Origin of the sequence: Burkholderia sp. HI2500 (assembly GCF_002223055.1) — a bacterium.
Classification (GTDB): domain Bacteria; phylum Pseudomonadota; class Gammaproteobacteria; order Burkholderiales; family Burkholderiaceae; genus Burkholderia.
Genome location: NZ_NKFL01000005.1, coordinates 40,930 through 63,153 on the forward strand (window position 1 = coordinate 40,930; position 22,224 = coordinate 63,153).

Here is a 22,224-nt window from a genome sequence, read left to right on the forward strand (position 1 = left end):
GCACGGGGCGTTTCGGTGATGCGCCGCGCGCTGCGCTTACGAGCGCTGCGGATTGACCTTGTCGTCCTTCGAATGCAGCTTGTTCAGTGCGGAGATGTAAGCCTTCGCGGATGCGGCGACGATGTCCGGATCGGTGCCGACGCCGTTGACGATCCGCCCGCTCTTCGACAGCCGGACGGTCACTTCGCCCTGCGCCTGCGTGCCGGTCGTGATCGCGTTCACCGAGTACAGCAGCAGTTCGGAACCGCTGCCGACTTCGCTCTCGATCGCATTGAACGTCGCGTCGACCGGGCCGTTGCCGCGCGCCTCACCGGTCACTTCCTTGCCTTCGACCGCGAACACGATTTTCGCCTGCGGTTGCTCGCCCGTCTCCGAACGCTGCGACAGCGACACGAACTTGAAGTGCTCCTGCTCGTGCGCGAGCGCCGATTCCTCGGACACGATCGCGATGATGTCTTCGTCGAAGATCTCGGCCTTGCGATCGGCCAGATCCTTGAAGCGCATGAACGCGGCATTGAGTTCGCTCTCGCTGTCGAGCGATACGCCGAGTTCCTGCAGGCGCTGCTTGAACGCGTTACGGCCCGACAGCTTGCCGAGGACGATCTTGTTCGCGGTCCAGCCCACGTCTTCCGCGCGCATGATCTCGTAGGTGTCGCGGGCCTTCAGCACGCCGTCCTGGTGAATGCCCGACGCATGCGCGAACGCGTTCGCGCCGACCACCGCCTTGTTCGGCTGCACGACGAAGCCGGTGATCTGCGACACGAGCTTCGACGTCGGCACGATCTGCGTCGTGTCGATGCCGACGTCGAGGCCGAAGTAGTCCTTGCGGGTCTTCACGGCCATCACGATTTCTTCGAGCGACGTGTTGCCCGCGCGCTCGCCGAGGCCGTTGATCGTGCACTCGATCTGGCGCGCACCGCCGATCTTCACGCCGGCGAGCGAGTTCGCCACCGCCATCCCGAGATCGTTGTGGCAATGCACCGAGAAGATCGCCTTGTCCGAGTTCGGAATGCGCTCCCGCAGCGTCTTCACGAGGTTGCCGTACAGTTCCGGCACGCCGTAGCCGACCGTATCGGCGATGTTGATCGTCGTCGCGCCTTCCGCGATCACGGCTTCCAGCACGCGGCACAGGAAGTCGAGATCCGAGCGGCTGCCGTCTTCCGGCGAGAATTCGACGTTGTCGGTGAACTTGCGCGCGAAGCGCACCGCGAGACGCGCCTGCTCGAACACCTGGTCCGGCGTCATCCGCAGCTTCTTCTCCATGTGCAGCGGCGACGTCGCGATGAACGTGTGGATCCGCGCGCTGTTGGCCGGCTTCAGCGCGTCGGCCGCACGCTGGATGTCCTTGTCGTTGGCGCGCGCCAGCGAGCAGATCGTGCTGTCCTTCACGAGACCGGCGATCGTGTGGATCGCGTCGAAATCGCCGTTCGAGCTGGCCGCGAAGCCGGCCTCGATCACGTCGACCTTCATCCGCTCGAGGTGCTTCGCGATGCGGATTTTCTCTTCCTTCGTCATCGACGCACCGGGCGATTGTTCGCCGTCACGCAACGTCGTATCGAAAATGATCAGCTTGTCTGTCATGGGGGGCTCCAGGGCTCTTTATACGGAAGTCAAACGTAACGAGATCGCGCCACCGCTGGCGACGCTCGACAACAGACGAAGCTTGACGGGGGGCGAGAACGGTCAGCGCGGCAGGCGCGCCGAAGCTAGCGCGCGTAGCGGCGCACCGGCTAGAAGGAGGGAGAGGCGGGAAAATGCAGTCATGCCAAAGACTATAGCGGCATTCCGTTGGGTGCGCAATCGGACGGCACCCGGGGTTTCCGGCCGCACGGGCCGATCCAGGGACAAATGAAAACGGCGACCCTGGGGCCGCCGTTTCCGGGCAAAGCATGCGCGTGCGTCAGTGATCGCGCTGCGACGAGCGCGCCGGATTCGCGCGCCCGCGGATGGCCATGTAGCCCCAGAACACGTAGCCGGACAGCCCGTACAGCACGAACAGGCAGAACAGCATCAGCGGCGGATCGGACGACACGAGCACGAACGCGACGACGACCAGCAGGATCGCCGCGAACGGCACGCGGTGCCGCACGTCGAGCGCCTTGCCGCTGTAGAACGGCGCGTTCGACACCATCGTCACGCCCGCGTAGATCGTCAGCACGAACGCAACCCACGGCAGCCAGCCGAGCTTCATCGGCACGCGGTTGTCGGTGGCGAGCCACACGAAGCCCGCGATCAGCGCGGCGGCGGCCGGGCTCGGCAGCCCCTGGAAGAAGCGCTTGTCGACGACGCCGATGTTCGTATTGAAGCGCGCGAGGCGCAGCGCGGCGCCCGAGCAGTACACGAACGCGGCGAGCCAGCCCCAGCGGCCGAGATCCTTCAGCACCCACTCGTACATCACGAGCGCGGGCGCGACGCCGAACGACACCATGTCCGACAGGCTGTCGAACTGCTCGCCGAACGCGCTCTGCGTATGCGTCATGCGTGCCACGCGCCCATCCATTCCGTCGAGCACCATCGCGACGAAAATCGCGATCGCGGCGATCTCGAAACGCACGTTCATCGCCTGCACGACCGCGAAGAAGCCGCAGAACAGCGCGGCGGTCGTGAACGCGTTCGGCAGCAGGTAGATGCCGCGCGTCTTCAGGAACCGCTGGCGCGCGGCGCGGCGGCTCTCGATGGGCACCGGATCCTGCGCCATCACCTTGTTGCGCCGGAACGGGCGTGGCGTCTGGCCGGCGCCGTTGCGCGGCCGACGCGGTTTGAATGCGGCCATCGTGCGCTCCGCCGCTTACTGTTCGAGTTCGGCGAGGATCGTCGACGACGCGTAGACCTTCTCGCCGATCGACACCTTCGCGCGGCTGCCGAGCGGCAGGTACACGTCGACGCGCGAACCGAAGCGGATGAAACCGTAGCGCTGGCCGCGCGACAGCGGTTCGCCCGCACGCACGTAGCAGAGGATCCGGCGTGCGACGAGGCCGGCGATCTGCACCGCGGTCACGGTCTTGCCGCTCGCCGTCTGGATCACGACCGCATTACGCTCGTTCTCGGTCGACGCCTTGTCGATCGCCGCGTTCAGGAACGCGCCCGGGAAGTATTCGACCTTGGAGATCGCGCCATCGACCGGCGAACGCTGCGAATGGACGTTGAAGACATTCATGAACACGCTGATCTTCAGCGCTTCGCGGTTCGCGTACGGGTCCTGCGTGGTCTCGACCGCGACGATGCGGCCGTCCGCCGGGCACAGCACCGCGTTCGGCTGCGCCGGGATCGGGCGCTGCGGGTCGCGGAAGAACTGGACGACGAAGACGAGCAGCAGCCAGAACGGCCACGCGAAGCCGAAGCCCCCGACAGCATGGATCAACAGCGCGATGACGGCTGCAATCGCGATGAACGGCCAGCCTTCGCGCGCGATGATCGGATGAGGATAGTTCATGGATTCGTTCTGTGTTCGGTGAATTGCAAAGCCCGTAGGATAGCAAAAGCCGCCCGGGGCACTGCTGCCTTCGGGCGGCTTTTTGGTACCGGCCCTCTATTCGAGGGGCCGGAACAGCACGCGGTGCTTAGTTCTTCGACTGGTCGACGAGCTTGTTCTTCGCGATCCACGGCATCATCGCGCGCAGCTTCGAGCCGACTTGCTCGATCTGGTGCTCGGCCGTCAGGCGGCGGCGCGACTGCAGCGTCGGCGCGCCTGCCTTGTTCTCGAGAATGAAGCTCTTCGCGTACTCGCCCGTCTGGATGTCGGTCAGGCACTGCTTCATCGCCTTCTTCGTCTCTTCCGTGACGATGCGCGGGCCCGTCACGTACTCGCCGTACTCGGCGTTGTTCGAGATCGAGTAGTTCATGTTCGCGATGCCGCCTTCGTAGATCAGGTCGACGATCAGCTTCAGCTCGTGCAGGCACTCGAAGTACGCCATTTCCGGCGCGTAGCCTGCTTCGACCAGCGTCTCGAAGCCGGCCTTGATCAGCTCGACCGTACCGCCGCACAGCACGGCCTGCTCGCCGAACAGGTCGGTTTCGGTCTCTTCACGGAAGTTGGTTTCGATGATGCCCGCACGGCCGCCGCCGTTCGCTGCCGCGTACGACAGCGCGATGTCGCGTGCCGCGCCCGACTTGTTCTGCGCAACCGCGATCAGGTGCGGCACGCCGCCACCTTGCGAGTACGTGCCGCGAACCGTGTGGCCCGGTGCCTTCGGCGCGATCATGATCACGTCGAGGTCGGCGCGCGGGATCACCGCGCCGTAGTGGACGTTGAAGCCGTGCGCGAATGCCAGCGCCGCGCCCTGCTTGATGTTCGCGTGGACTTCCTTCGCGTACACGTCGGCGATCTGCTCGTCCGGCAGCAGCATCATCACGACGTCGGCGCTCTTCACCGCTTCCGCGACTTCCTTGACCGACAGGCCGGCGTTTTCGGCCTTGCTCCACGACGCGCCGCCCTTGCGCAGGCCGACCGTCACGTTCACGCCGCTGTCCTTCAGGTTCAGCGCGTGTGCATGGCCTTGCGAGCCGTAGCCGATGATCGTGACTTGCTTGCCCTTGATGAGGGAGAGGTCAGCGTCTTTGTCGTAGAAAACGTTCATGATGGTTCCTTCGCTAATTCAAAAATTCAACAATTCGTTCGGATGGAGTACTGCGGGCCGGGACATGACGGCGCACCCGGCGTGCCTGTCTGGCATCACACCTTCAGGATGCGCTCGCCGCGTCCGATGCCGGAGCTGCCGGTGCGCACGGTCTCTAGGATCGCGCCCGCGTCCAGCCCCTGGATGAATGCGTCGAGCTTGTCGCTCGCGCCCGTCAATTCGATCGTGTAGGTCTTTTCGGTCACGTCGATGATGCGGCCGCGGAAAATGTCCGCCATCCGCTTCATTTCTTCGCGCTCCTTGCCCACTGCACGTACCTTGATCAGCATCAGCTCGCGTTCGATGTGTGCACCGTCGGTCAGGTCCACCACTTTCACCACCTCGATCAGGCGGTTCAGATGCTTCGTGATCTGTTCGATCACGTCGTCGGAGCCAATGGAAACGATGGTGAGCCGCGACAGCGATTGGTCTTCGGTCGGCGCCACCGTCAAGGTTTCGATGTTGTAGCCGCGTGCGGAAAACAGACCGACCACGCGCGACAGCGCGCCCGGTTCGTTCTCCAGCAGGACGGAAATGATGTGTCTCATGTTCGCTTCTTCCAGAATGTGTCCGTGTCGATTCACTCGCGCCGCGCGCTGCCGCGTGCCGCGCCGCCCTTCGTGAAGGCGGCCGCATCGGGCTCAGGCGCGCGTCGCGCCGTTACAGGTCTTCCGATCCGAGCAGCATCTCGGTGATGCCCTTGCCGGCCTGTACCATCGGCCAGACGTTTTCGGTCGGATCGGTCTGGAAGTCGAGAAACACGGTGCGGTCCTTCAGGCGCAGCGCTTCCTTCAGCGCCGGCTCCACATCCGAGGTCTTTTCGATCCGCATGCCGACATGGCCGTACGCTTCGGCGAGCTTCACGAAATCAGGCAGCGCATCCATGTACGAATGCGAATAGCGCTTGCTGTATTCGATCTGCTGCCACTGGCGAACCATGCCGAGATAGCGGTTGTTCAGCGAAATGATCTTCACGGGCGTGTCGTACTGCAGGCAGGTCGACAGTTCCTGGATGCACATCTGGATCGAGCCTTCGCCCGTGATGCACAGCACGTCGTCGTCCGGGTGCGCCATCTTGACGCCCATCGCTGCCGGCAGGCCGAAGCCCATCGTGCCGAGGCCGCCGGAGTTGATCCAGCGACGCGGCTTGTTGAAACGGTAGAACTGCGCCGCCCACATCTGGTGCTGGCCGACGTCCGAGCACACGAACGCATTGCCGTCCGTCAGCTCCCACGCCTTCTCGACCACGTACTGCGGCTTGATGATCTCGCTTTCGCGGTCGTACTTCAGGCAGTCCTTCGAGCGCCAGCCCTCGATGTCCTTCCACCATTGCGCGAGCGCCTCGGTGTCGGGGCCATGCTCGGCCGTCTGCAACTGCTCGATCAGTTCCTTCAGCACTTCCTTCACGTCGCCGACGATCGGGATGTCGACCTTCACACGCTTCGAGATCGACGACGGGTCGATGTCGATGTGGATGATCTTGCGCGGACGCGACGCGAAGTGCGCCGGGTCGCCGATCACGCGGTCGTCGAAGCGGGCACCGATCGCGATCAGCACGTCGCAGTGCTGCATCGCCATGTTCGCTTCGTAGGTGCCGTGCATGCCGAGCATGCCGAGGAATTTCTTGTCCGACGCGCGATAGCCGCCGAGGCCCATCAGCGTGTTCGTGACCGGGTAGCCGAGCAGGTCCGCGAACTGGTTCAGTTCACGCGACGCGTCGGCGAGGATGATGCCGCCCCCCGTGTAGATGTACGGGCGCTTGGCCGTCAGCAGCAGTGACACGGCCTTACGGATCTGGCCCGAATGGCCCTTCGTGACCGGATTGTACGAACGCAGCGACACGCTCTTGACGGGCTCGTATTCGCACGGCGTCTTCGAGATGTCCTTCGGGATGTCGATCAGCACCGGGCCCGGACGGCCGGTGCGGGCGATATAGAACGCCTTCTTGACGGTTTCCGCGAGGTCGCGCACATCCTTCACGAGGAAGTTGTGCTTCACGCACGGACGCGTGATGCCGACGGTGTCGCACTCCTGGAAGGCATCCTGGCCGATCGCGGCCGTGGGCACCTGGCCGCTGATCACGACCATCGGGATCGAATCCATGTACGCCGTGGCGATGCCGGTCACCGCGTTGGTGACACCGGGGCCCGACGTCACGAGACAGACGCCGACATTGCCGGTGGAACGCGCATACGCATCGGCTGCGTGCACGGCCGCCTGTTCGTGGCGCACCAGCACGTGCTGAATCTTGTCCTGCTTGTAAAGCTCGTCGTAGATGTAGAGTACCGAGCCGCCGGGGTAGCCCCAGATGAATTCGACGTTTTCATCGGCCAGTGCCTTCATGAGCACGGTACCGCCGATGGAGTCGCTATCGGGAGGGGAAAGGGGTTCCGACGTGGAGAATTCCGCGCTGGGCATGTTCATTTTGACCTTTCGAATTTTCGGCAAAAAATTGATCGGGTGCTCTCTGCCGGGCTTGTGGCTCGGGTTCAAGCGGCGCGTCCAGTTTGAAGGGCAGGCTTCTTGGGCCAGCCTCAAATGAGACCATCACTTCATGTTGCGAATCATTGACGATAGCGGGTCGCGATTGGGTCGTCAAGCAAAATATCCCGCAGCGCATCATGGGCGCCGCCCGGCACCCCGCCGCCGCGGCTCGCGCGCAACGTGCGGCGCCCAACCCGGTGCCAAGCGGCGCGAAAATTTGATAGCATCCGCGGGTTTTACGAAATTTTTCGACCTTTTACACCACGCAGCGGCCCGCAGCGCATACCTTCACGGAATGGCATCAGACAAGGAACTCGCCGACTTTCTGGCGGGCGTCGAAAGGCGCGCGTTCAAGCAGGCTGCGTACGCCGTGCGTGACGACGATGCGTCGCTCGACATCGTGCAGGACGCGATGATCAAGCTTGCGGAGAAGTACGGCGACCGGCCGGCGGCCGAGTTGCCGCTGCTTTTTCAGCGGATCCTGCAGAACGCGATCCACGACTGGTTCCGCCGGCAGAAAGTCCGCAACACGTGGGTCACGCTCTTTTCGTCGCTGAACAGCAGCGACGACGACGACTTCGACCCGCTCGAAACACTCGAATCCGCGGACGACAACGCGGGCGTCGAAAGCAGCGAGCACCGCCTCGAACGAGAGCAGGTTCTGGCCCTGATCGACGAAGAAATCCAGAAGCTTCCGGCGCGTCAACGGGAAGCGTTCCTGATGCGTTATTGGGAAGATATGGATGTCGCCGAGACTGCCGCCGCAATGGGGTGCTCCGAGGGCAGCGTGAAGACGCACTGCTCACGGGCCACCCACACGCTGGCGCACGCGCTCAAGGCCAAAGGAATCACGCTATGAGCTCCGCTCCCGCAAATCGAGAACACGAATTCGCGTTGAAGGTGCGCCGCGCGCTGGACGAGTGCGCGGCCGACCTGCCTGCCGCGACCACCGACCGTCTGGCCGTCGCCCGCCGGGCTGCGCTCGCGCGCAAGAAGCCCGAAGCCGCGACCGTGCCGGTGTTCGTGCCGGCCTTCGCCGGCGCGGCCGGTGCGTACGGCACGGCGCCCGCGAGCCGCCCACCGGCGTCGTTCGCACGCCGCCTGCTGCGCGCGTGGCCGCTGGCCCTGCTGCTCGCGGGGCTCGTCGGCATCGCCTACTGGGAAGACATGCAGCGCACCGCCGAACTCGCCGATATCGACGCGGCGATGCTCAGCGACGACCTGCCGCTCAACGCGTATCTCGACCACGGGTTCAACGCGTATCTGTCGCGCGCTCACTAACAGACAATAACGAGGGGATCGCACGGGTGAGTCAGAAGCGCGGCCTGGCCGTATTTTTCGGATGCGTAATCGCGATCGCCGTTTCCTACGTCGCCACTTACCCACGATTCCACCCGGCCCCCGCGACGACCACCGCCGCGGTCAGCAGCCCTGCCGCGCCCGCATCGGCCGCGACCGGGCTGAGCACCGAACTCCCCCCGCTGCCCCTGCCCCTGCCGCTGCCGGCCGCTACCGGCCCGTTGTCGTGGGCGCACCTCACGCCGGCGCAGCACGCGGCGCTCGCGCCGTTTGCCGACCAGTGGGACGGCTTCAGCGATGCCCGCAAGCGCAAATGGCTGAAGATCGCGTCGCGTTTCGCGAAGTTGACGCCCGATGACCAAAAGCGCCTGCAGGACCGGATGACCGAATGGGCCAGGATGACGCCCGAGCAGCGCCGCGTCGCGCGCGAGAACTACCAGAGTGCGAAGGAGCTTTCCGCACAGGCGCGCGAGCGGGCGTGGAAGGCATACCAGCAACTCCCGGAGGAGCAGAAGGAACGGCTCGCGGCCGCCGAGCGCCGCCGCCGGCCGAGCGTCGTCAGTGCGCCGCCGACCGTCGCCGACCGGGACGTGCGCCGCCTCGTCAATTCGCACGAACACCCGGCCAGCGGCCCGGCCACCGCACCGGCGCCCGTCTCGGCCGCCGTCGCGCCGCCGGTGCCCGCATCGTCGACGGCCGGCACCGCATCCGCGCCGGCTGCCGTGGCGCCGGTGTCGCCCGCCGACGCGCCCTCGCTGTTCAAGGGCTCCTGAGTGCCCGTGGCGAACGCCCACGCACCTGAAACCCCGGCCGCCGCGCCGTCCGTGCGGCGGCGCCTCGCCGCGCTGCTCTACGAAGGCGTGCTGCTGTTCGGCGTCGTGTTCTTCGCCGGGCTCGCGTTCAGCCTCGCGACGCAGCAACGCAACGGCCTCGTCCATCACAACCTGCTCGCCGCCTGGATCGCGCTCGTGGTCGGCGCGTACTTCGTCTGGTTCTGGACCCACGGCGGGCAGACGCTGCCGATGAAGACCTGGCGGCTGCGGCTCGAATCGTCGAGCGGCCGGCCGCTGAGCGCAGGCCACGCGCTCGTCCGCTATGCGCTCGGCTGGCTGTGGTTCCTGCCGCCGCTCGCGCTGCATCCGCTCCTCGGCCTGTCGGTACCCGTCACGCTCGCGCTCACCGCCGCATGGATCGCCGCCTGGGCCGGCGCCGCGCGGCTGCATGCCGAGCGGCAGTTTCCGCACGACCGGATCGCCCGCACGCGCGTCGTCGCGATACCGCGCTGACACGCGGCATTCGCCTGACGAAAACACCTCGCCGAGGCGACTTCCGCCCGTCCCGGCAGCACTGCCCGACAATGACCGTCCGTTCTGTACGGCACATTACGCAACGCCCCGTCATTCACTGCTAAACACCCTGCAGCGGTCGTAATAAGAACGTCTCGTGACTGTCATGGCACAGTCACGCCCGCATGGCGGAATGCCGGTAATGTCAACCGGCGCGAGTCATGCATGGGCCAGAAAACGTCCGCGACCTCCCTGTTCCGTCACCCCATCGGCGCCCGCGCCGCCACAGCGTTCCTGTCCGGTTCTGCCGCAACCGACGGGCTGGTCTCGCAAGACCCGCCTGCGGGGCACGCCACGCAGCATGACGACCCCGACTCGTCGGCCCACCGCTACCGCACCATCTGGCTGTCCGACATCCACCTCGGCTCGAGCGGCTGCCAGGCGCCGTACCTGCTCGACTTCCTGCGTCACAACGATTCGGAGTACCTGTACCTCGTCGGCGACATCATCGACGGCTGGCAGTTGAAGAAGGGCTGGTACTGGCCGCAGGCGCACAACGACGTCGTGCAGAAGATCCTGCGCAAGGCACGCAAGGGGACGCAGGTCGTCTACATCCCCGGCAACCACGACGAAGGCGCGCGGCAGTTCTGCGATCTCGCGTTCGGCGACATCCAGGTGCGCGGCGAGGCGTTCCACACGACGCTCGCAGGCAAACGTTTGTGGATCGTGCACGGCGACCTGTTCGACGGCGTGATCCAGCACGCGAAATGGCTCGCGTACCTCGGCGACACGCTCTACACGCTGATCCTCGTGCTGAACCGCTGGTTCAACCGGATCCGCAGCCGGCTCGGCTTCCAGTACTGGTCGCTGTCGCAGTACCTGAAGCACCAGGTCAAGAACGCCGTCAACTTCATCTCCCAGTTCGAGACCGTGATGACCGACGAGGCGCGCCGCCGCGGCTGCGACGGCGTCGTGTGCGGCCACATCCACAAGGCGGAGATCCGCGACATCGACGGCGTGCTGTACTGCAACGACGGCGACTGGGTCGAAAGCCTGTCCGCACTCGTCGAGACGATGGAAGGCGAACTGAAGATCGTCTACTGGACGGTGATGCGCACCGCACCGACGGAGACCACGTCGCGCAAGGCCAAGGCCACTGCCTGACACCCCCCTACTTACAGGACAAAGCCGCGATGAAGATCATGATCGTCACCGACGCGTGGGAACCGCAGGTCAACGGCGTCGTGCGCACGCTGAAGAGCACGTCGCGCGAACTCACCGCGCTCGGCCACCGCGTCGAACTGCTGACGCCGCTGGAATTCCGTACGGTGCCCTGCCCGACCTACCCGGAGATCCGCCTGTCGATCCTGCCGTACCGCAAGCTGCGCGCGCGGATCGATGCGTTCGCACCCGACGCGCTGCACATCGCGACCGAAGGCCCGCTCGGCCTCGCTGCGCGACGCTACGCGCGTTCGCGCAAGCTGCCGTACACGACCGCGTACCACACGCGCTTTCCGGAATACGTGCAGGCGCGCTTCGGCATCCCGCTCGCCGCGACCTACCGCTTCCTGCACTGGTTCCACGGCCCGTCGCTCGCGGTGATGGCGCCGACGCCGGTCGTCAAGCAGGACCTCGAGAAATTCGGCTTCACGAACGTCGTGCTGTGGACGCGCGGCGTCGATCTCGACGTGTTCCGGCCGATGGAATCGAAGGTGCTCAATACCGCGCGGCCGATCTTCCTGTACGTGGGCCGCGTCGCGATCGAGAAGAACGTCGAGGCATTCCTGCGCCTCGACCTGCCTGGCTCGAAGTGGGTCGCGGGCGAAGGCCCCGCGCTCGCGGAGCTGAAGTCGCGCTATCCGGAAGCAAACTATCTCGGCGTGCTGTCACAGGCCGAGCTCGCCAAGGTGTATGCTGCGGCCGACGTGTTCGTGTTCCCGAGTCGCACCGACACGTTCGGCCTCGTGCTGCTCGAGGCGCTCGCCTGCGGCACGCCGGTAGCCGCGTATCCCGTGACGGGCCCGATCGACGTGCTCGGCGAAGGCGACGCCGGCGCAATGCACGAAGACCTGCAGGAAGCCTGCCTCGAGGCGCTGAAGATCGAACGCACCACTGCGCGCGCGTGGGCCGAACGCTTCTCGTGGCGCGCGGCATCCGAGCAGTTCGCGTCGCATCTGAAGCCGCTGCCGAAGACCGCGTACTCGCCAGCAGAAGGTGCCGCCGTTTGAAACGAGACCTGAACGACAAAATCCCGCCCCCCGACGCAACGCCGCAACGGCACCGCCCGTTCGACGAGGAAGAGCCGCCCGCCGACGCGGACGTGCACGCGCACGAGCCGCTCGGCCCCGACGATCGGCTCGCGCCGCTGCCGCCGAACCCGTACAAGCGCCATCGCGGCATCACGCGCGCCTGGTACGCCCTCAAGCATTCGCTGAACGGCTTTCGCGTGGCGATCCGCGAGGAGAGCGCGTTTCGCCAGGAACTCACGCTCGCCGCGCTGATGCTCCCGATCGGCGCGTTCGCACCGGTGCCGGCGGCATCGCGTGCGCTGCTGATCGCGTCGGTGCTGCTCGTGCTGATCGTCGAGCTGCTGAACTCGAGCGTCGAGGCCGCGATCGACCGCATCTCGCTCGAGCGTCATGAACTCTCGAAGCGCGCGAAGGACCTCGGCAGCGCAGCCGTGACCGTCGCGCTGTTCGCGTGCGTGACGACGTGGGGCTTCGTGCTCGGCCCCGTCGTCGCACGCTGGCTTGGCTTCTAGACGGCTGCCCCGCGGGTATCTGGCGCACCGCCCGCGTGCGGCGCTGCACCATGCGCCGCGCGGGGCGGCGATCACGAAATGCCCCGATGTGGCGAAACCCCGGTTTATAATCGTCCGCTAGACATAGAACAGCAACCCGCGCCGGACGAATCACGCAGCATCGATTGCAGCGCCCGCCAGTCCGGCACACACAGGGCCGGACGACATGGAAGCGAAACCTCCCCGCCGCACCCGCGAACGGATTCTCGAGTTGTCGTTGAAACTCTTCAACGAGATCGGCGAGCCGAACGTCACGACCACGACGATCGCCGAGGAAATGGAAATCAGTCCAGGCAACCTGTACTACCATTTCCGCAACAAGGACGACATCATCAACAGCATCTTCGCGCAGTTCGAGCAGCAGATCGAACGGCGGCTGCGCTTTCCCGAAGATCACCGTCCGACGATCGACGAAACCTGGTCGTACCTGCAGTACATGGCCGATTTCATGTGGACCTACCGGTTCCTGTATCGCGACCTCAACGACCTGCTCGCCCGCAACCGCACGCTCGAGACGCACTTCAAGCAGATCATCAGCCACAAGGTGCGCTTCGCGCGCGACATGTGCGAGCTGCTGGTGTCCGACGCCGAGATGGTCGCGACGCCCGCGGAGATCGAAGTCATCGCCACCAACATGGCCGTCATTTCGACGTACTGGCTGTCGTATCAGTACGTGATGCATCCGCGCAAATACAACGACCAGGACGCGATCCGCGAGGAACTGCACCAGGTCAGCATGCACGTGATCTCCGTGATGGCACCGTACCTGCGCGGCCGTTCGCGCCAGCTGTTCGACGACCTGGTCTCGGGCAAGCTGCCGAAGCGCCAGTTCACCGACTACCTGCCGCCGCGCGACGGCTCGCCGCGCCCCGCCGACAGCCCCGTCGTCACCGGGCAGGCACCCGCCAAGGACTCCAAGCAATGAAGGCTGTTTGTGTTTACTGCGGCTCGTCGTCCGGCGTGCGGCCGGTCTATGCCGATGCCGCGCGCGCATTCGGTCGCGCGCTCGTCGATGCGGGCCTCACGCTCGTCTACGGTGGCGGCCGGGTCGGCCTGATGGGCGTGATCGCCGACGAAGTGATGGCGGCCGGCGGCCGTGCGGTCGGCGTGATCCCCGAACTGCTCGTCGACAAGGAAGTCGGCCATACGGGGCTGTCGGAACTGCACGTCGTGCCCGACATGCACCACCGCAAGAAAATGATGGCCGACCTGTCCGACGCGTTCGTCGCGATGCCCGGCGGCGCCGGCACGCTCGAAGAGCTCTTCGAAGTCTACACGTGGGCGCAGCTCGGCTATCACCGCAAGCCCGTCGCGGTCTACAACATCGATTCGTTCTACGATCCGCTGATCGCGCTGTTGCGTCATACGGTCGACGAGGGCTTCATGCGTCCGGCCTATTTCGACGCACTGTGCGTCGAGTCGGAACCCGTCGAGCTGATCGAGCGACTGCGTCGCTACCAGCCGCCCGCCCGCGACAAGTGGGCGCCCGACGCGGCCAAGTAACCGTCACCGGAACCCGCACGCGATGACCGCACCGTCCGACCGCAAGGCCGTCCTCATCACCGGCGCGAGCCGCGGCATCGGCCGCGCGACCGCCGTGCTCGCGGCCGAGCGCGGCTGGGACGTCGGCGTCAACTACGCGCGCGACGCGGCGGCGGCCGAACTCACCGCGCAGGCCATCCGCGATGCGGGCGGCCGCGCGTGCGTCGTCGCGGGCGACGTCGCAAACGAAGCCGATGTCGTCGCGATGTTCGACACCGTCACGGCCGCATTCGGCCGCCTCGACGCGCTCGTCAACAACGCGGGCATCGTCGCGCCGTCGATGCCGCTCGCCGACATGCCGGCCGACCGGCTGCGGCGGATGTTCGACACCAACGTGCTCGGCGCGTATCTGTGCGCGCGCGAGGCCGCGCGCCGGCTCTCCACCGACCGCGGCGGCCGCGGCGGCGCGATCGTCAACGTATCGTCGATCGCCTCCCGGCTCGGCTCGCCGAACGAATACGTCGACTATGCGGGGTCGAAAGGCGCGGTCGACTCGCTGACGATCGGTCTCGCGAAGGAACTCGGCCCGCACGGCGTGCGCGTCAACGCGGTCCGACCCGGCCTGATCGAGACCGACATTCACGCGAGCGGCGGCCAGCCGGGCCGTGCGGCCCGCCTCGGCGCCACGACGCCGCTCGGCCGCGCGGGCGAAGCGCAGGAGATCGCTGAAGCAATCGTCTGGCTGCTCGGCGACGCGGCGTCCTACACGACGGGCGCCCTGCTCGACGTCGGCGGCGGCCGGTAATTCCGCACTGCCGCACATCAAAAACCGCCGTCCAAAGCAATCCGTCGTCACGACACCACAAATCTCCACAATTTCGTGACACGAACGGTAATCCACCGTAACAATTCCGTGGTCTACTAGCGGACATTCAGACAGGTGTCATAAACATCCGTCCGTTGGCCTTTGATATGGCCCCAATCGGTCCTGCCCACGTCGCCGGACCGGCTCGACTCGACCCGAGATTCCTTCCATGCCTGGAACCGCAGCGCCCAGCCGGCGACGCACGTCTGTGCCCGCTCCGGCCCCGCACACCCACTCGACCGCCGACGCCGATCTCACCGCAACGCTCGACGCCGCCGGCACGCCCGTCGCCGCGTCGACCGCCGCCACCAGCACGACGCGCGAACGCTCGCGCCTGCTCGGCTGGCGCGCGTGGCTGCTCGTCGCCGCGCTGATCTGCGCGTATACGCTGCCGGGCGTGCTCGGCCACGATCCGTGGAAGCAGGACGAAACCTACACGTTCGGCATCATCCAGCACATGCTCGAGACCGGCGACTTCGTCGTGCCGACCAATGCCGGCCTGCCGTTCATGGAAAAGCCGCCGCTTTACGCGTGGGTCGCGACCAGCCTCGCCTGGCTGCTGCAGCGCGTGATGCCGCTGCACGACGCGGCCCGGCTCGCGAGCGCGCTGTTCGCCGCGCTGGCCTTCGGCTTCATCGCGCGCGCGGCGCGCGTCGCCAGCCGCGCGGACGCCTGGCTCGACCTGCGCGTCATCGGCCCCGTCGTGCTGAGCGCCGGCACGCTCGTCGTCATCAAGCACGTGCACGACATGATGACCGACGTCGCGCTGTTCGCCGGCACGGCAATCGCGTTCTGCGGGCTGCTCGAACTCGTGATGCAGCACGTCGCGCGCGCGCAGCAGATGCGGCACGGGCTGCCGGTCCGGCCGTCGGGCCGCTGGGCCGCGCCGATCTTCGGCGCGGGCGTCGGCATCGCGCTGATGACGAAGGGGCTGTTCGTGCCGCTCGTGTTTGCCGCCACGCTCGTCGGCGCGATGGTGCTCTATCCGGCCTGCCGCACCCGCGCGTTCGCGCGCTCGCTCGGCATCGCCGCACTCGTGTTCGCGCCGTTCGCGCTCGTCTGGCCGACCGCACTGTTCCTGCGCTCCGAGACGCTGTTCATGACGTGGTTCTGGGATAACAACGTCGGCCGCTTCTTCGGTTTCTCCGTCCCCCAACTGGGCGCGGAAAACGACAAGCCGTTCTTCATCCTGCGTGCGTTCCTGCTCGTCGGCTTCCCGGTCGCGCCGCTCGCGATCGTCGCGCTCGCGCGGGGCGCATGGCGCGACTGGCGCACGCCGCGCATCGCGCTGCCGGTGATGTTCACGGTCGTCGGGCTCGCCGTGCTGCAAGTGTCCGCGACGTCGCGCCAGCTCTACATCCTGCCGTTCTTCGCCCCGCTCGCACTGGTCGCCGCACAGGCCATCGACCGCCTGCCGCGCCAGCTGCATCTCGCGTGGGACTACCTGAGCCGCATCCTGTTCGGCACGGCCGCCGCGCTCGCCTGGGCCATCTGGGCGGTGATGGCCGATCCGGCCGCGTCGCGCAAGGATCTGACGCTGCTCGGCCGCTGGCTGCCGCTCGACTGGACGATGCCGATCGAACCCGCGCTCGTGATCGGTGCGCTCGCGCTGACGGTCGGCTGGCTGACGCTGCTGCCGAAGCTGCGTACGACCGGCGTCTGGCGCGGCGCGCTGTCGTGGGGCGCCGGCGCACTCGTTGCGTGGGGGCTCATTTACACGCTGCTGCTGCCGTGGCTCGATGTCGCGAAAAGCTACCGCTCGGTGTTCGACGACCTGAACGCGCACCTCGCGCTCGAATGGAACGACGGCGACTGCATGGCGAGCCTGCACGGGCTCGGCGAATCGGAAGCGCCGATGCTGTACTACTTCTCCGGCATCCAGCACACGCCGATCGCCGACGCGAAGACGACGCGCTGCACCTGGATGATCGTCCAGGGCGTGCGGGCCGTCGATCCGGCGCCCGGCGACGAATGGAAACTGTTCTGGACGGGCGCCCGCCCGGGCGACAACGAGGAACTGCTGCGCGTGTACGTGCGCACGCCTGAACAGCACGTCGAGTAATGCGGGGAGGCACGGCAGACGCGCCGCCGTGCTTGCCGTCGTAGCGGGCGTGGCATGGTGAGCACCACCGCCCGAGCAGCGAACAGCCATCGGGAAATGCGCGCCGCCGACCGGCGTGCCCTGCCGCCACCGTGCCCGCGTGCCCCCGCGGGCCTCCCCTCTTCCCGCGTCACACCGCCGCCCGAATCCTCAGAACGACGAACCAGGCTCGCGAAGAAACGCCGTCTCCTCGTCGCTCGATGCCCGACCGAGAATCGCGTTCCGGTGCGGAAAGCGGCCGAAGCGCTCGACGACGGCCGCATGCAGCAACGCGAAGCGATGATAGCTCTCGCACCCTGCTTCGTCGCGAATGCCCGCGCACAGGCGCACGGCTTCGCGCTGGCTCTCGACCGACTCGTCGTGCTCGAACGGCAGATACGCAAACGCGCGGTGATGGCCGCTCGGCAACTGCGCGTCCCAGCCGGCCGCGACGACGCGGCGCGCGAGCGCGAGCGCTTTCGGATCGGCGGCAAACGCGCGCGGCGTGCCGCGATGGATGTTGCGCGAGAACTGGTCGAGCACGACGATCAACGCCAGTGCCCCGGACGGCGAGCCCGCCCAGTGATCGCAAGCGCCGTCGCACGCGGCGTCGAGCAACGCGCCGTAGCGCGTGCGCAGCACGTCGTCGAATGCCGCGCCGCCGTTGAACCAGACCTTGCGGTTCTGCCCGAACTCGGGCGAGCCCGGCTCGCCGAACCAGAAATCGAGAATCTCCCGCGCTTGCGGATCGAGCGCCGCCGCGCCCGCGTGGGGGGTGTCAATCGTCATGCAAACTCCAGTACGAGGCGCCGGGTGCGCGCGCTCTTCTTTTCCAGTTTCGCGACCCGCAGCTCGCCGATTTCGGACGTATTGCGCACATGCGTGCCGCCGCACGGCTGCAGGTCGACCTGCTCGATGCGCAGCAGCCGCACACGGCCGAGGCCCATCGGCGGCTTCACGCTCATCGTGCGCACGAGGTCCGGCCGCGCGGCCATCTCGTCGTCGGTGATCCATTCGGTCGTGACCGCGTGCGCGCCGCCCACCAGGCCGGCGAGGCGCCGCTCGACGTCATCGCGGTCGATCGCGTCGGACGTCGCGAAATCGAGCCGCACGTAGTCGGCCGTCACGCTGCAACCGTCGACCGCGTACGGCAGCACCGCGCACATCAGGTGCGCCGCGGTATGCAGCCGCATGTGGCGATAGCGGCGCAGCCAGTCGATCTCCGCGATCACGCGCGTGCCGGGCTCGAGCGCCGCGACGCTTACCTCCTGCCCCGGTGCGGGCACGTGCACGGCGTCGTCAGGCGTCGCGCCGTCGAACTTGGCCTTGCGCGTATCGGCAATCGCGATCGTGCTGCCGTCGGGCAGCGTCAGCGTGCCGGTGTCGCCGGCCTGGCCACCGCCGAGCGGATAGAACACGGTGCGGTCGAGCCGGATGCCGTCGTCGCCGACGGCCAGCACGACCGCGTCGCATTGCGTGAGGTACGCGTCTTCGCGAAACAGCGCTTGTGTCGTCATCGGGCGAGCCTCGTATCGATTGGGGGAAGCGGCCAGTGTCGCGCCGCGCGGCGCGCGCGCCCAGACGCAGATCGTCCCGCGCGCGGGCGGCGGCGTACCGGTCGATCAACCGGGCCGGTTGCGCATCCAGTCGGCCGTGTCGTAGAACGAATGCATGAGCCGCTCGCGCAGCGGCTCGGGCAGCCCGATGTCCTCCATCGCCCACGCCATGCAGCGCAGCCACTGGTCGCGCTCGACCGACGCGATCGGGAACGGCAGGTGCCGCGCGCGCAGCCGCGGATGGCCGAACCGGCTGATGTAGTGGTCGGGGCCGCCGAGCCACCCGCACAGGAACCAGAAAAACTTGTCGCGCGAACCGTCGAGCGAATCCGGGTGCAGCGCGCGAATCTGCGCGAACTCGGGCTCGAGATCCATCAGGTCGTAAAAGCGGTCCACCATTTCGCGCACGCGGGCTTCACCGCCCACGAGCTCGAACGCCGTCGGCTGCGACGGCGCATCGTCATTCACATCGGTCATACGGATAGTCGGAAAACAGGATCTTCGGGGCCGCCGGCGACGCTCATGCGTCGCGCAGCGACTGCAGCGCGGGGCGCCGCAGCACATTATGCAGGCTCAGCCAGCCGGCCGCACCGGCGCACGCGACGCCGGCCGCGATGCCGGCCGGCACGAGCCACGGATCGACGGCGAGCTGGAAATCGAACACGCGCGACGCGAGCACCCAGCCGACCGCGATCGCGCCCGCCGACGCCAGTGCACCGGCCAGCGCGCCGACCACGACGAACTCCGCGCGCTGCACCGCGTTGACCTGGGCGCGCGACGCGCCGAGCGCGCGCAGCAGCGCGGCCTCGCGCACCCGCTCGTCGCGCGTGCCGGCGAGCGCCGTGTACAGCACGAGCACGCCGGCCGCGAGCGTGAACATGAACAGGAACTGCACCGCGCCGACCACCTGCAGCATCATCCGCTGCAACTGCGCGAGGATCGGCGCGACGTCGATTGCGGTCAGGTTCGGATAGCGCGCGATCAGCGGATCGAGCAGCGCGGCATTCGATGCCGGCAAATGGAAGCTCGTCAGGTACACGGCCGGGAAATCCTTCAGCACAGGCGGCGGCATCAGCACGAAGAAATTGACGCGGAACGAACCCCAGTCGAGCTTGCGCACGCTCGTGATCGGCGCGTCGACCGTCAGCCCCGTCACGTCGAAGCGCAGCACGTCGCCCGGCTTCACGTTCAGCGTCTTCGCGAGGCCCGCCTCGATCGAGATCTGCGGCGTCGCCGCGGTGCCGAACCAGTCGCCTTCGACGATCCGGTTGTCGGACGGCAACCGGGTCGTATAGGACAGGTTGAACTCGCGGTCGACGAGCCGGCGCGCCTCCTCGGACGGGTAGGCGTCCGGATTCACCGGCTTGCCGTTGATCGCGACGAGGCGGCCGCGCACCATCGGCTCGGGCACCGCGTCGCGCACGCCGTGCGCGGCCAGATAGGCCGCGACGTCGGCGCGCTGGTCGGGCTGGATGTCGATCAGGAACTGGTTCGGCGCATCGGGCGGCGTCGACTGCTGCCAGCCCGCGACGAGGTCGTTGCGCGTGATCGCGATCAGCAGCAGGCACATCAGGCCGAGCGCGAGCGCGGTGATCTGCAGCGCGCTCGCCGTGCCGCGCCGGTGCAGCGACGCCAGCGCGTAACGCCAGCCGACGCCCGCGGCCACGCGCGCGTTGCGCACCGCACGCGCGGCGGCGAACAGCACGAGCCGCGCGATCAGCGCGAAACCGACCAGCGCGCCGGCGAAACCGCCCGCGACGATCAGCCCGAGTTTCAGGTTGCCGGCGGCCGCGATCAGCAGCCCCGCGAACAGCACGACGCCGACCGCATACGCGGCCCACGCCGTGCGCGACGCGTCGCCCCACTCGCGCCGCAGCACGCGTACCGGCGGCACGCGCGTGAGCGGCACGAGCGGCGGCAGCGCGAAACCGAGCAGCAACACGAGCGCGGCGCCCATGCCGATCAGCGCCGGCCACAGCGTGGGGGGCGGCAGCACCACGTCGATCAGGCCGCCGAGCGCGGCCAGCAACGCCCAGTGGCCGCCGTAGCCGAGCGCCGCGCCGGCGGCGCCGGACACGATCCCGATGCCAGCGAATTCGAGTGCGAACAGCGCGCCGAGCGTGCGGCGGCTCACGCCGAGGCAGCGCATCGTCGCGCAGCCGTCGAGGTGGCGCCGCATGTAGCGCTGCGCGGCCATCGCGATCGCGACCGCCGCGAGCAGCGCGGTGAGCAGCGCGACGAGCGTAAGGAAGTGGCGTGCGCGATCCAGCGTCTGCCGCACCTGCGGCTGGCCTTCCTGCAACGACTCGAGACCGACGCCGCGCAGCTTCCCGCCGTCGACACGTGCGTGCGCATACGCCTCGAAGCGTGCGACGGCCTGCTGGTCACCGGCAACCAGCAGCCGGTACGTGACACGGCTGCCATAGCCCGTGAGCCCCGTCGCGGCCAGCTCGTCCGCGCGCATCATCAGCCGCGGCGAGAAATTGACGAAGGAAAACCCGCGATCGAGCTCGCGAGAGATCGACGCGGCGACCTTGAACGTGCGCAGCCCGACGCGCACCGTATCGCCGGCCTTCAGGTGCAGCGCATCGAGCAGCGCCGGATCGGCCCAAACGGTGCCGGGCGCGGGAATCGCGGCCGCCTTCTGCGCGGTGGCCGCGCCGGCCGGCAGGATCTCGACCGCGCCGCGTAACGGATAGCCGGGCGACACGGCCTTCACGGCCGCGAGGCGCGACGGCGCCGCGTCGGTCGCCTGCCCGCCCGTGGCGGACGCGATCATGCTCGGGAAGATGGCGGTCGTCGCAGTACGCAGGCCGAGCGCGCGGGCCTGCTGGTCGAACGACGGATCGACGGGACGATCGGCCCGCACGACGAAATCGGCGCCGAGCATCTGGCGCGCGTCGCGCTCGAGCCCCTGGCGCAGGCGGTCGGCGAGGAAGCCGACGCTCGTCAGCGCCGCGACCGCGAGCACCAGTGCAAGGACGAGCAGCGTCAACTCGCCCGCGCGCCAGTCGCGCGCGGTCATGCGGGCGGCCTGGCGGATCAGGTCGCGCAGGCCGAAGCGGCCGGCATGCGCGTTCACCTCATGGCCGGGGTGCCCGGCCGGCGGCTGCGCCGCGGGTTGCCGCCCCTTCAATCGCGCTTCCCCCCGATCGAGTTGAGCCGCGACACCATGTGGTTCGCCATGCCGCGAAAGCCGCCCGAGACGCCGCGCCACAGGCGCGGGAGCGCCCACGCGGACGCCGCGATGAAGGCGGCAAGCAGCACGAGGAACGCGAGCGGAACGAAGAACGCGAGCACGAGCCCGCCGACCACGAGGCCGTCCTCGGTCGACGACGCGATCCAGTTCGAAATCGGTTCGGGTGACAGGTTGATCATCGCGCGCGTGCCGGCCTTCGCCACGTGCGCGGCACCGGCGAGCGAGCCGCCGGCGAGCCCTGCGACCGCGAGCACGGTCGGATCGGCGTGACCGAGCGCGCCGGCTGCGAGCACGGCGCCGGCCGGAATGCGGATGAAGGTGTGCACGGCATCCCACAGCGAGTCGAACGCGGGGATCTTGTCGGCAAGGAATTCGGTGACGGTGAGCACGGCCGCGGCGCCGATGACCCACGGCGACATCAGGACGGCCAGCGTGTCGGGCAGGTGGAGCCAGCCGAACCGCGCCAGCACGCCGGCGATCAGCACGGTCAGGTACAGGCGCAGGCCGCTCGCCCACGCGAGCCCCGCGCCGAGCGAAATGGCTTCGATCATGGCCCT

Annotated in this window: 22 protein-coding genes; 11 read left to right on the forward strand and 11 right to left on the reverse strand. The window is 67.6% G+C overall.

Features of this window, described 5'->3' with window-relative positions; translation table 11 throughout:
- Positions 1–36: 36 nt before the first annotated feature.
- From CFB45_RS12985 to CFB45_RS13015, 6 genes are all read right to left on the reverse strand, one after another.
- The gene (locus CFB45_RS12985; protein WP_089425984.1) at positions 37–1,581 is read right to left on the reverse strand and encodes a 2-isopropylmalate synthase; all 1,545 of its coding nucleotides are present in this window, start codon (positions 1,579–1,581) and stop codon (positions 37–39) included.
- A 319-nt stretch (positions 1,582–1,900) separates the two neighbouring features.
- Positions 1,901–2,773 carry a CDP-diacylglycerol--serine O-phosphatidyltransferase gene (gene pssA / locus CFB45_RS12995; protein WP_069248477.1) on the reverse strand — a complete coding sequence of 291 codons (873 nt, stop codon included), beginning with the start codon at positions 2,771–2,773 and terminating at the stop codon, positions 1,901–1,903.
- Positions 2,774–2,788: 15 nt separating this feature from the next.
- Entirely contained in the window at positions 2,789–3,433 is a 645-nt protein-coding gene (locus CFB45_RS13000; protein WP_039370565.1) for a phosphatidylserine decarboxylase, read from the reverse strand.
- Between the two features lie 127 nt (positions 3,434–3,560).
- Complete coding sequence (ilvC, locus tag CFB45_RS13005) at positions 3,561–4,577, reverse strand: ketol-acid reductoisomerase (protein WP_039370562.1); 1,017 nt, start codon at positions 4,575–4,577, stop codon at positions 3,561–3,563.
- Between the two features lie 95 nt (positions 4,578–4,672).
- A complete protein-coding gene (gene ilvN, locus CFB45_RS13010) occupies positions 4,673–5,164 on the reverse strand; it encodes an acetolactate synthase small subunit (RefSeq protein WP_011352712.1) in 492 nt (163 codons plus the stop codon).
- A 112-nt stretch (positions 5,165–5,276) separates the two neighbouring features.
- Positions 5,277–7,040 (reverse strand): acetolactate synthase 3 catalytic subunit, encoded by a 1,764-nt coding sequence (locus CFB45_RS13015; RefSeq protein WP_046544741.1) that lies wholly within the window; start codon positions 7,038–7,040, stop codon positions 5,277–5,279.
- A 355-nt stretch (positions 7,041–7,395) separates the two neighbouring features.
- Between CFB45_RS13015 and CFB45_RS13020 the strand changes: the two genes are divergently transcribed.
- The 11 genes from CFB45_RS13020 (at position 7,396) to CFB45_RS13070 (ending at position 16,894) form a co-directional block, all read left to right on the forward strand.
- A complete protein-coding gene (locus tag CFB45_RS13020) occupies positions 7,396–7,959 on the forward strand; it encodes an RNA polymerase sigma factor (protein WP_089425985.1) in 564 nt (187 codons plus the stop codon).
- Positions 7,956–8,381, forward strand: coding sequence for a DUF3619 family protein (locus tag CFB45_RS13025; protein ID WP_089425986.1), 426 nt, complete (start codon positions 7,956–7,958; stop codon positions 8,379–8,381). Before CFB45_RS13020 ends, CFB45_RS13025 begins: the two co-directional genes overlap by 4 nt.
- Positions 8,382–8,407: 26 nt before the next feature.
- Positions 8,408–9,172, forward strand: a complete 765-nt coding sequence (locus CFB45_RS13030) for a DUF3106 domain-containing protein (protein ID WP_089425987.1) — start codon at positions 8,408–8,410, stop codon at positions 9,170–9,172.
- Positions 9,173–9,178: 6 nt separating this feature from the next.
- Positions 9,179–9,685, forward strand: a complete 507-nt coding sequence (locus tag CFB45_RS13035; protein ID WP_089426625.1) for an RDD family protein — start codon at positions 9,179–9,181, stop codon at positions 9,683–9,685.
- 225 nt (positions 9,686–9,910) lie between these two features.
- On the forward strand, positions 9,911–10,849 hold the full coding sequence (locus CFB45_RS13040; RefSeq protein WP_069248481.1) for a UDP-2,3-diacylglucosamine diphosphatase: 939 nt from the start codon (positions 9,911–9,913) through the stop codon (positions 10,847–10,849).
- Positions 10,850–10,878: 29 nt separating this feature from the next.
- Positions 10,879–11,913: a glycosyltransferase family 4 protein gene (locus CFB45_RS13045; RefSeq protein ID WP_059531147.1), complete on the forward strand. Its 1,035-nt coding sequence runs from the start codon at positions 10,879–10,881 to the stop codon at positions 11,911–11,913.
- Entirely contained in the window at positions 11,910–12,446 is a 537-nt protein-coding gene (locus tag CFB45_RS13050; RefSeq protein WP_089425988.1) for a diacylglycerol kinase, read from the forward strand. Before CFB45_RS13045 ends, CFB45_RS13050 begins: the two co-directional genes overlap by 4 nt.
- 205 nt (positions 12,447–12,651) lie before the next feature.
- On the forward strand, positions 12,652–13,410 hold the full coding sequence (locus tag CFB45_RS13055; protein ID WP_021161119.1) for a TetR/AcrR family transcriptional regulator: 759 nt from the start codon (positions 12,652–12,654) through the stop codon (positions 13,408–13,410).
- The gene (locus CFB45_RS13060) at positions 13,407–13,988 is read left to right on the forward strand and encodes a TIGR00730 family Rossman fold protein (RefSeq protein ID WP_048020480.1); all 582 of its coding nucleotides are present in this window, start codon (positions 13,407–13,409) and stop codon (positions 13,986–13,988) included. Before CFB45_RS13055 ends, CFB45_RS13060 begins: the two co-directional genes overlap by 4 nt.
- A 22-nt stretch (positions 13,989–14,010) precedes the next feature.
- A complete protein-coding gene (locus tag CFB45_RS13065; protein ID WP_089425989.1) occupies positions 14,011–14,772 on the forward strand; it encodes an SDR family oxidoreductase in 762 nt (253 codons plus the stop codon).
- Between the two features lie 229 nt (positions 14,773–15,001).
- The gene (locus tag CFB45_RS13070) at positions 15,002–16,894 is read left to right on the forward strand and encodes an ArnT family glycosyltransferase (RefSeq protein WP_089425990.1); all 1,893 of its coding nucleotides are present in this window, start codon (positions 15,002–15,004) and stop codon (positions 16,892–16,894) included.
- A 189-nt stretch (positions 16,895–17,083) separates the two neighbouring features.
- Here CFB45_RS13070 and CFB45_RS13075 read toward each other — a convergent pair whose 3' ends face one another.
- From CFB45_RS13075 to CFB45_RS13095, 5 genes are all read right to left on the reverse strand, one after another.
- Entirely contained in the window at positions 17,084–17,701 is a 618-nt protein-coding gene (locus CFB45_RS13075; protein WP_089425991.1) for a DUF924 family protein, read from the reverse strand.
- Positions 17,698–18,429: an alanyl-tRNA editing protein gene (locus tag CFB45_RS13080; RefSeq protein WP_089425992.1), complete on the reverse strand. Its 732-nt coding sequence runs from the start codon at positions 18,427–18,429 to the stop codon at positions 17,698–17,700. Before CFB45_RS13080 ends, CFB45_RS13075 begins: the two co-directional genes overlap by 4 nt.
- 105 nt (positions 18,430–18,534) lie before the next feature.
- On the reverse strand, positions 18,535–18,945 hold the full coding sequence (locus tag CFB45_RS13085; RefSeq protein WP_069248490.1) for a group II truncated hemoglobin: 411 nt from the start codon (positions 18,943–18,945) through the stop codon (positions 18,535–18,537).
- Positions 18,946–18,988: 43 nt separating this feature from the next.
- Positions 18,989–21,604: an ABC transporter permease gene (locus CFB45_RS13090; RefSeq protein ID WP_174976193.1), complete on the reverse strand. Its 2,616-nt coding sequence runs from the start codon at positions 21,602–21,604 to the stop codon at positions 18,989–18,991.
- Positions 21,601–22,218, reverse strand: a complete 618-nt coding sequence (locus CFB45_RS13095) for a DUF4126 domain-containing protein (protein WP_011352729.1) — start codon at positions 22,216–22,218, stop codon at positions 21,601–21,603. Before CFB45_RS13095 ends, CFB45_RS13090 begins: the two co-directional genes overlap by 4 nt.
- Between the last annotated feature and the right edge of the window lie 6 nt (positions 22,219–22,224).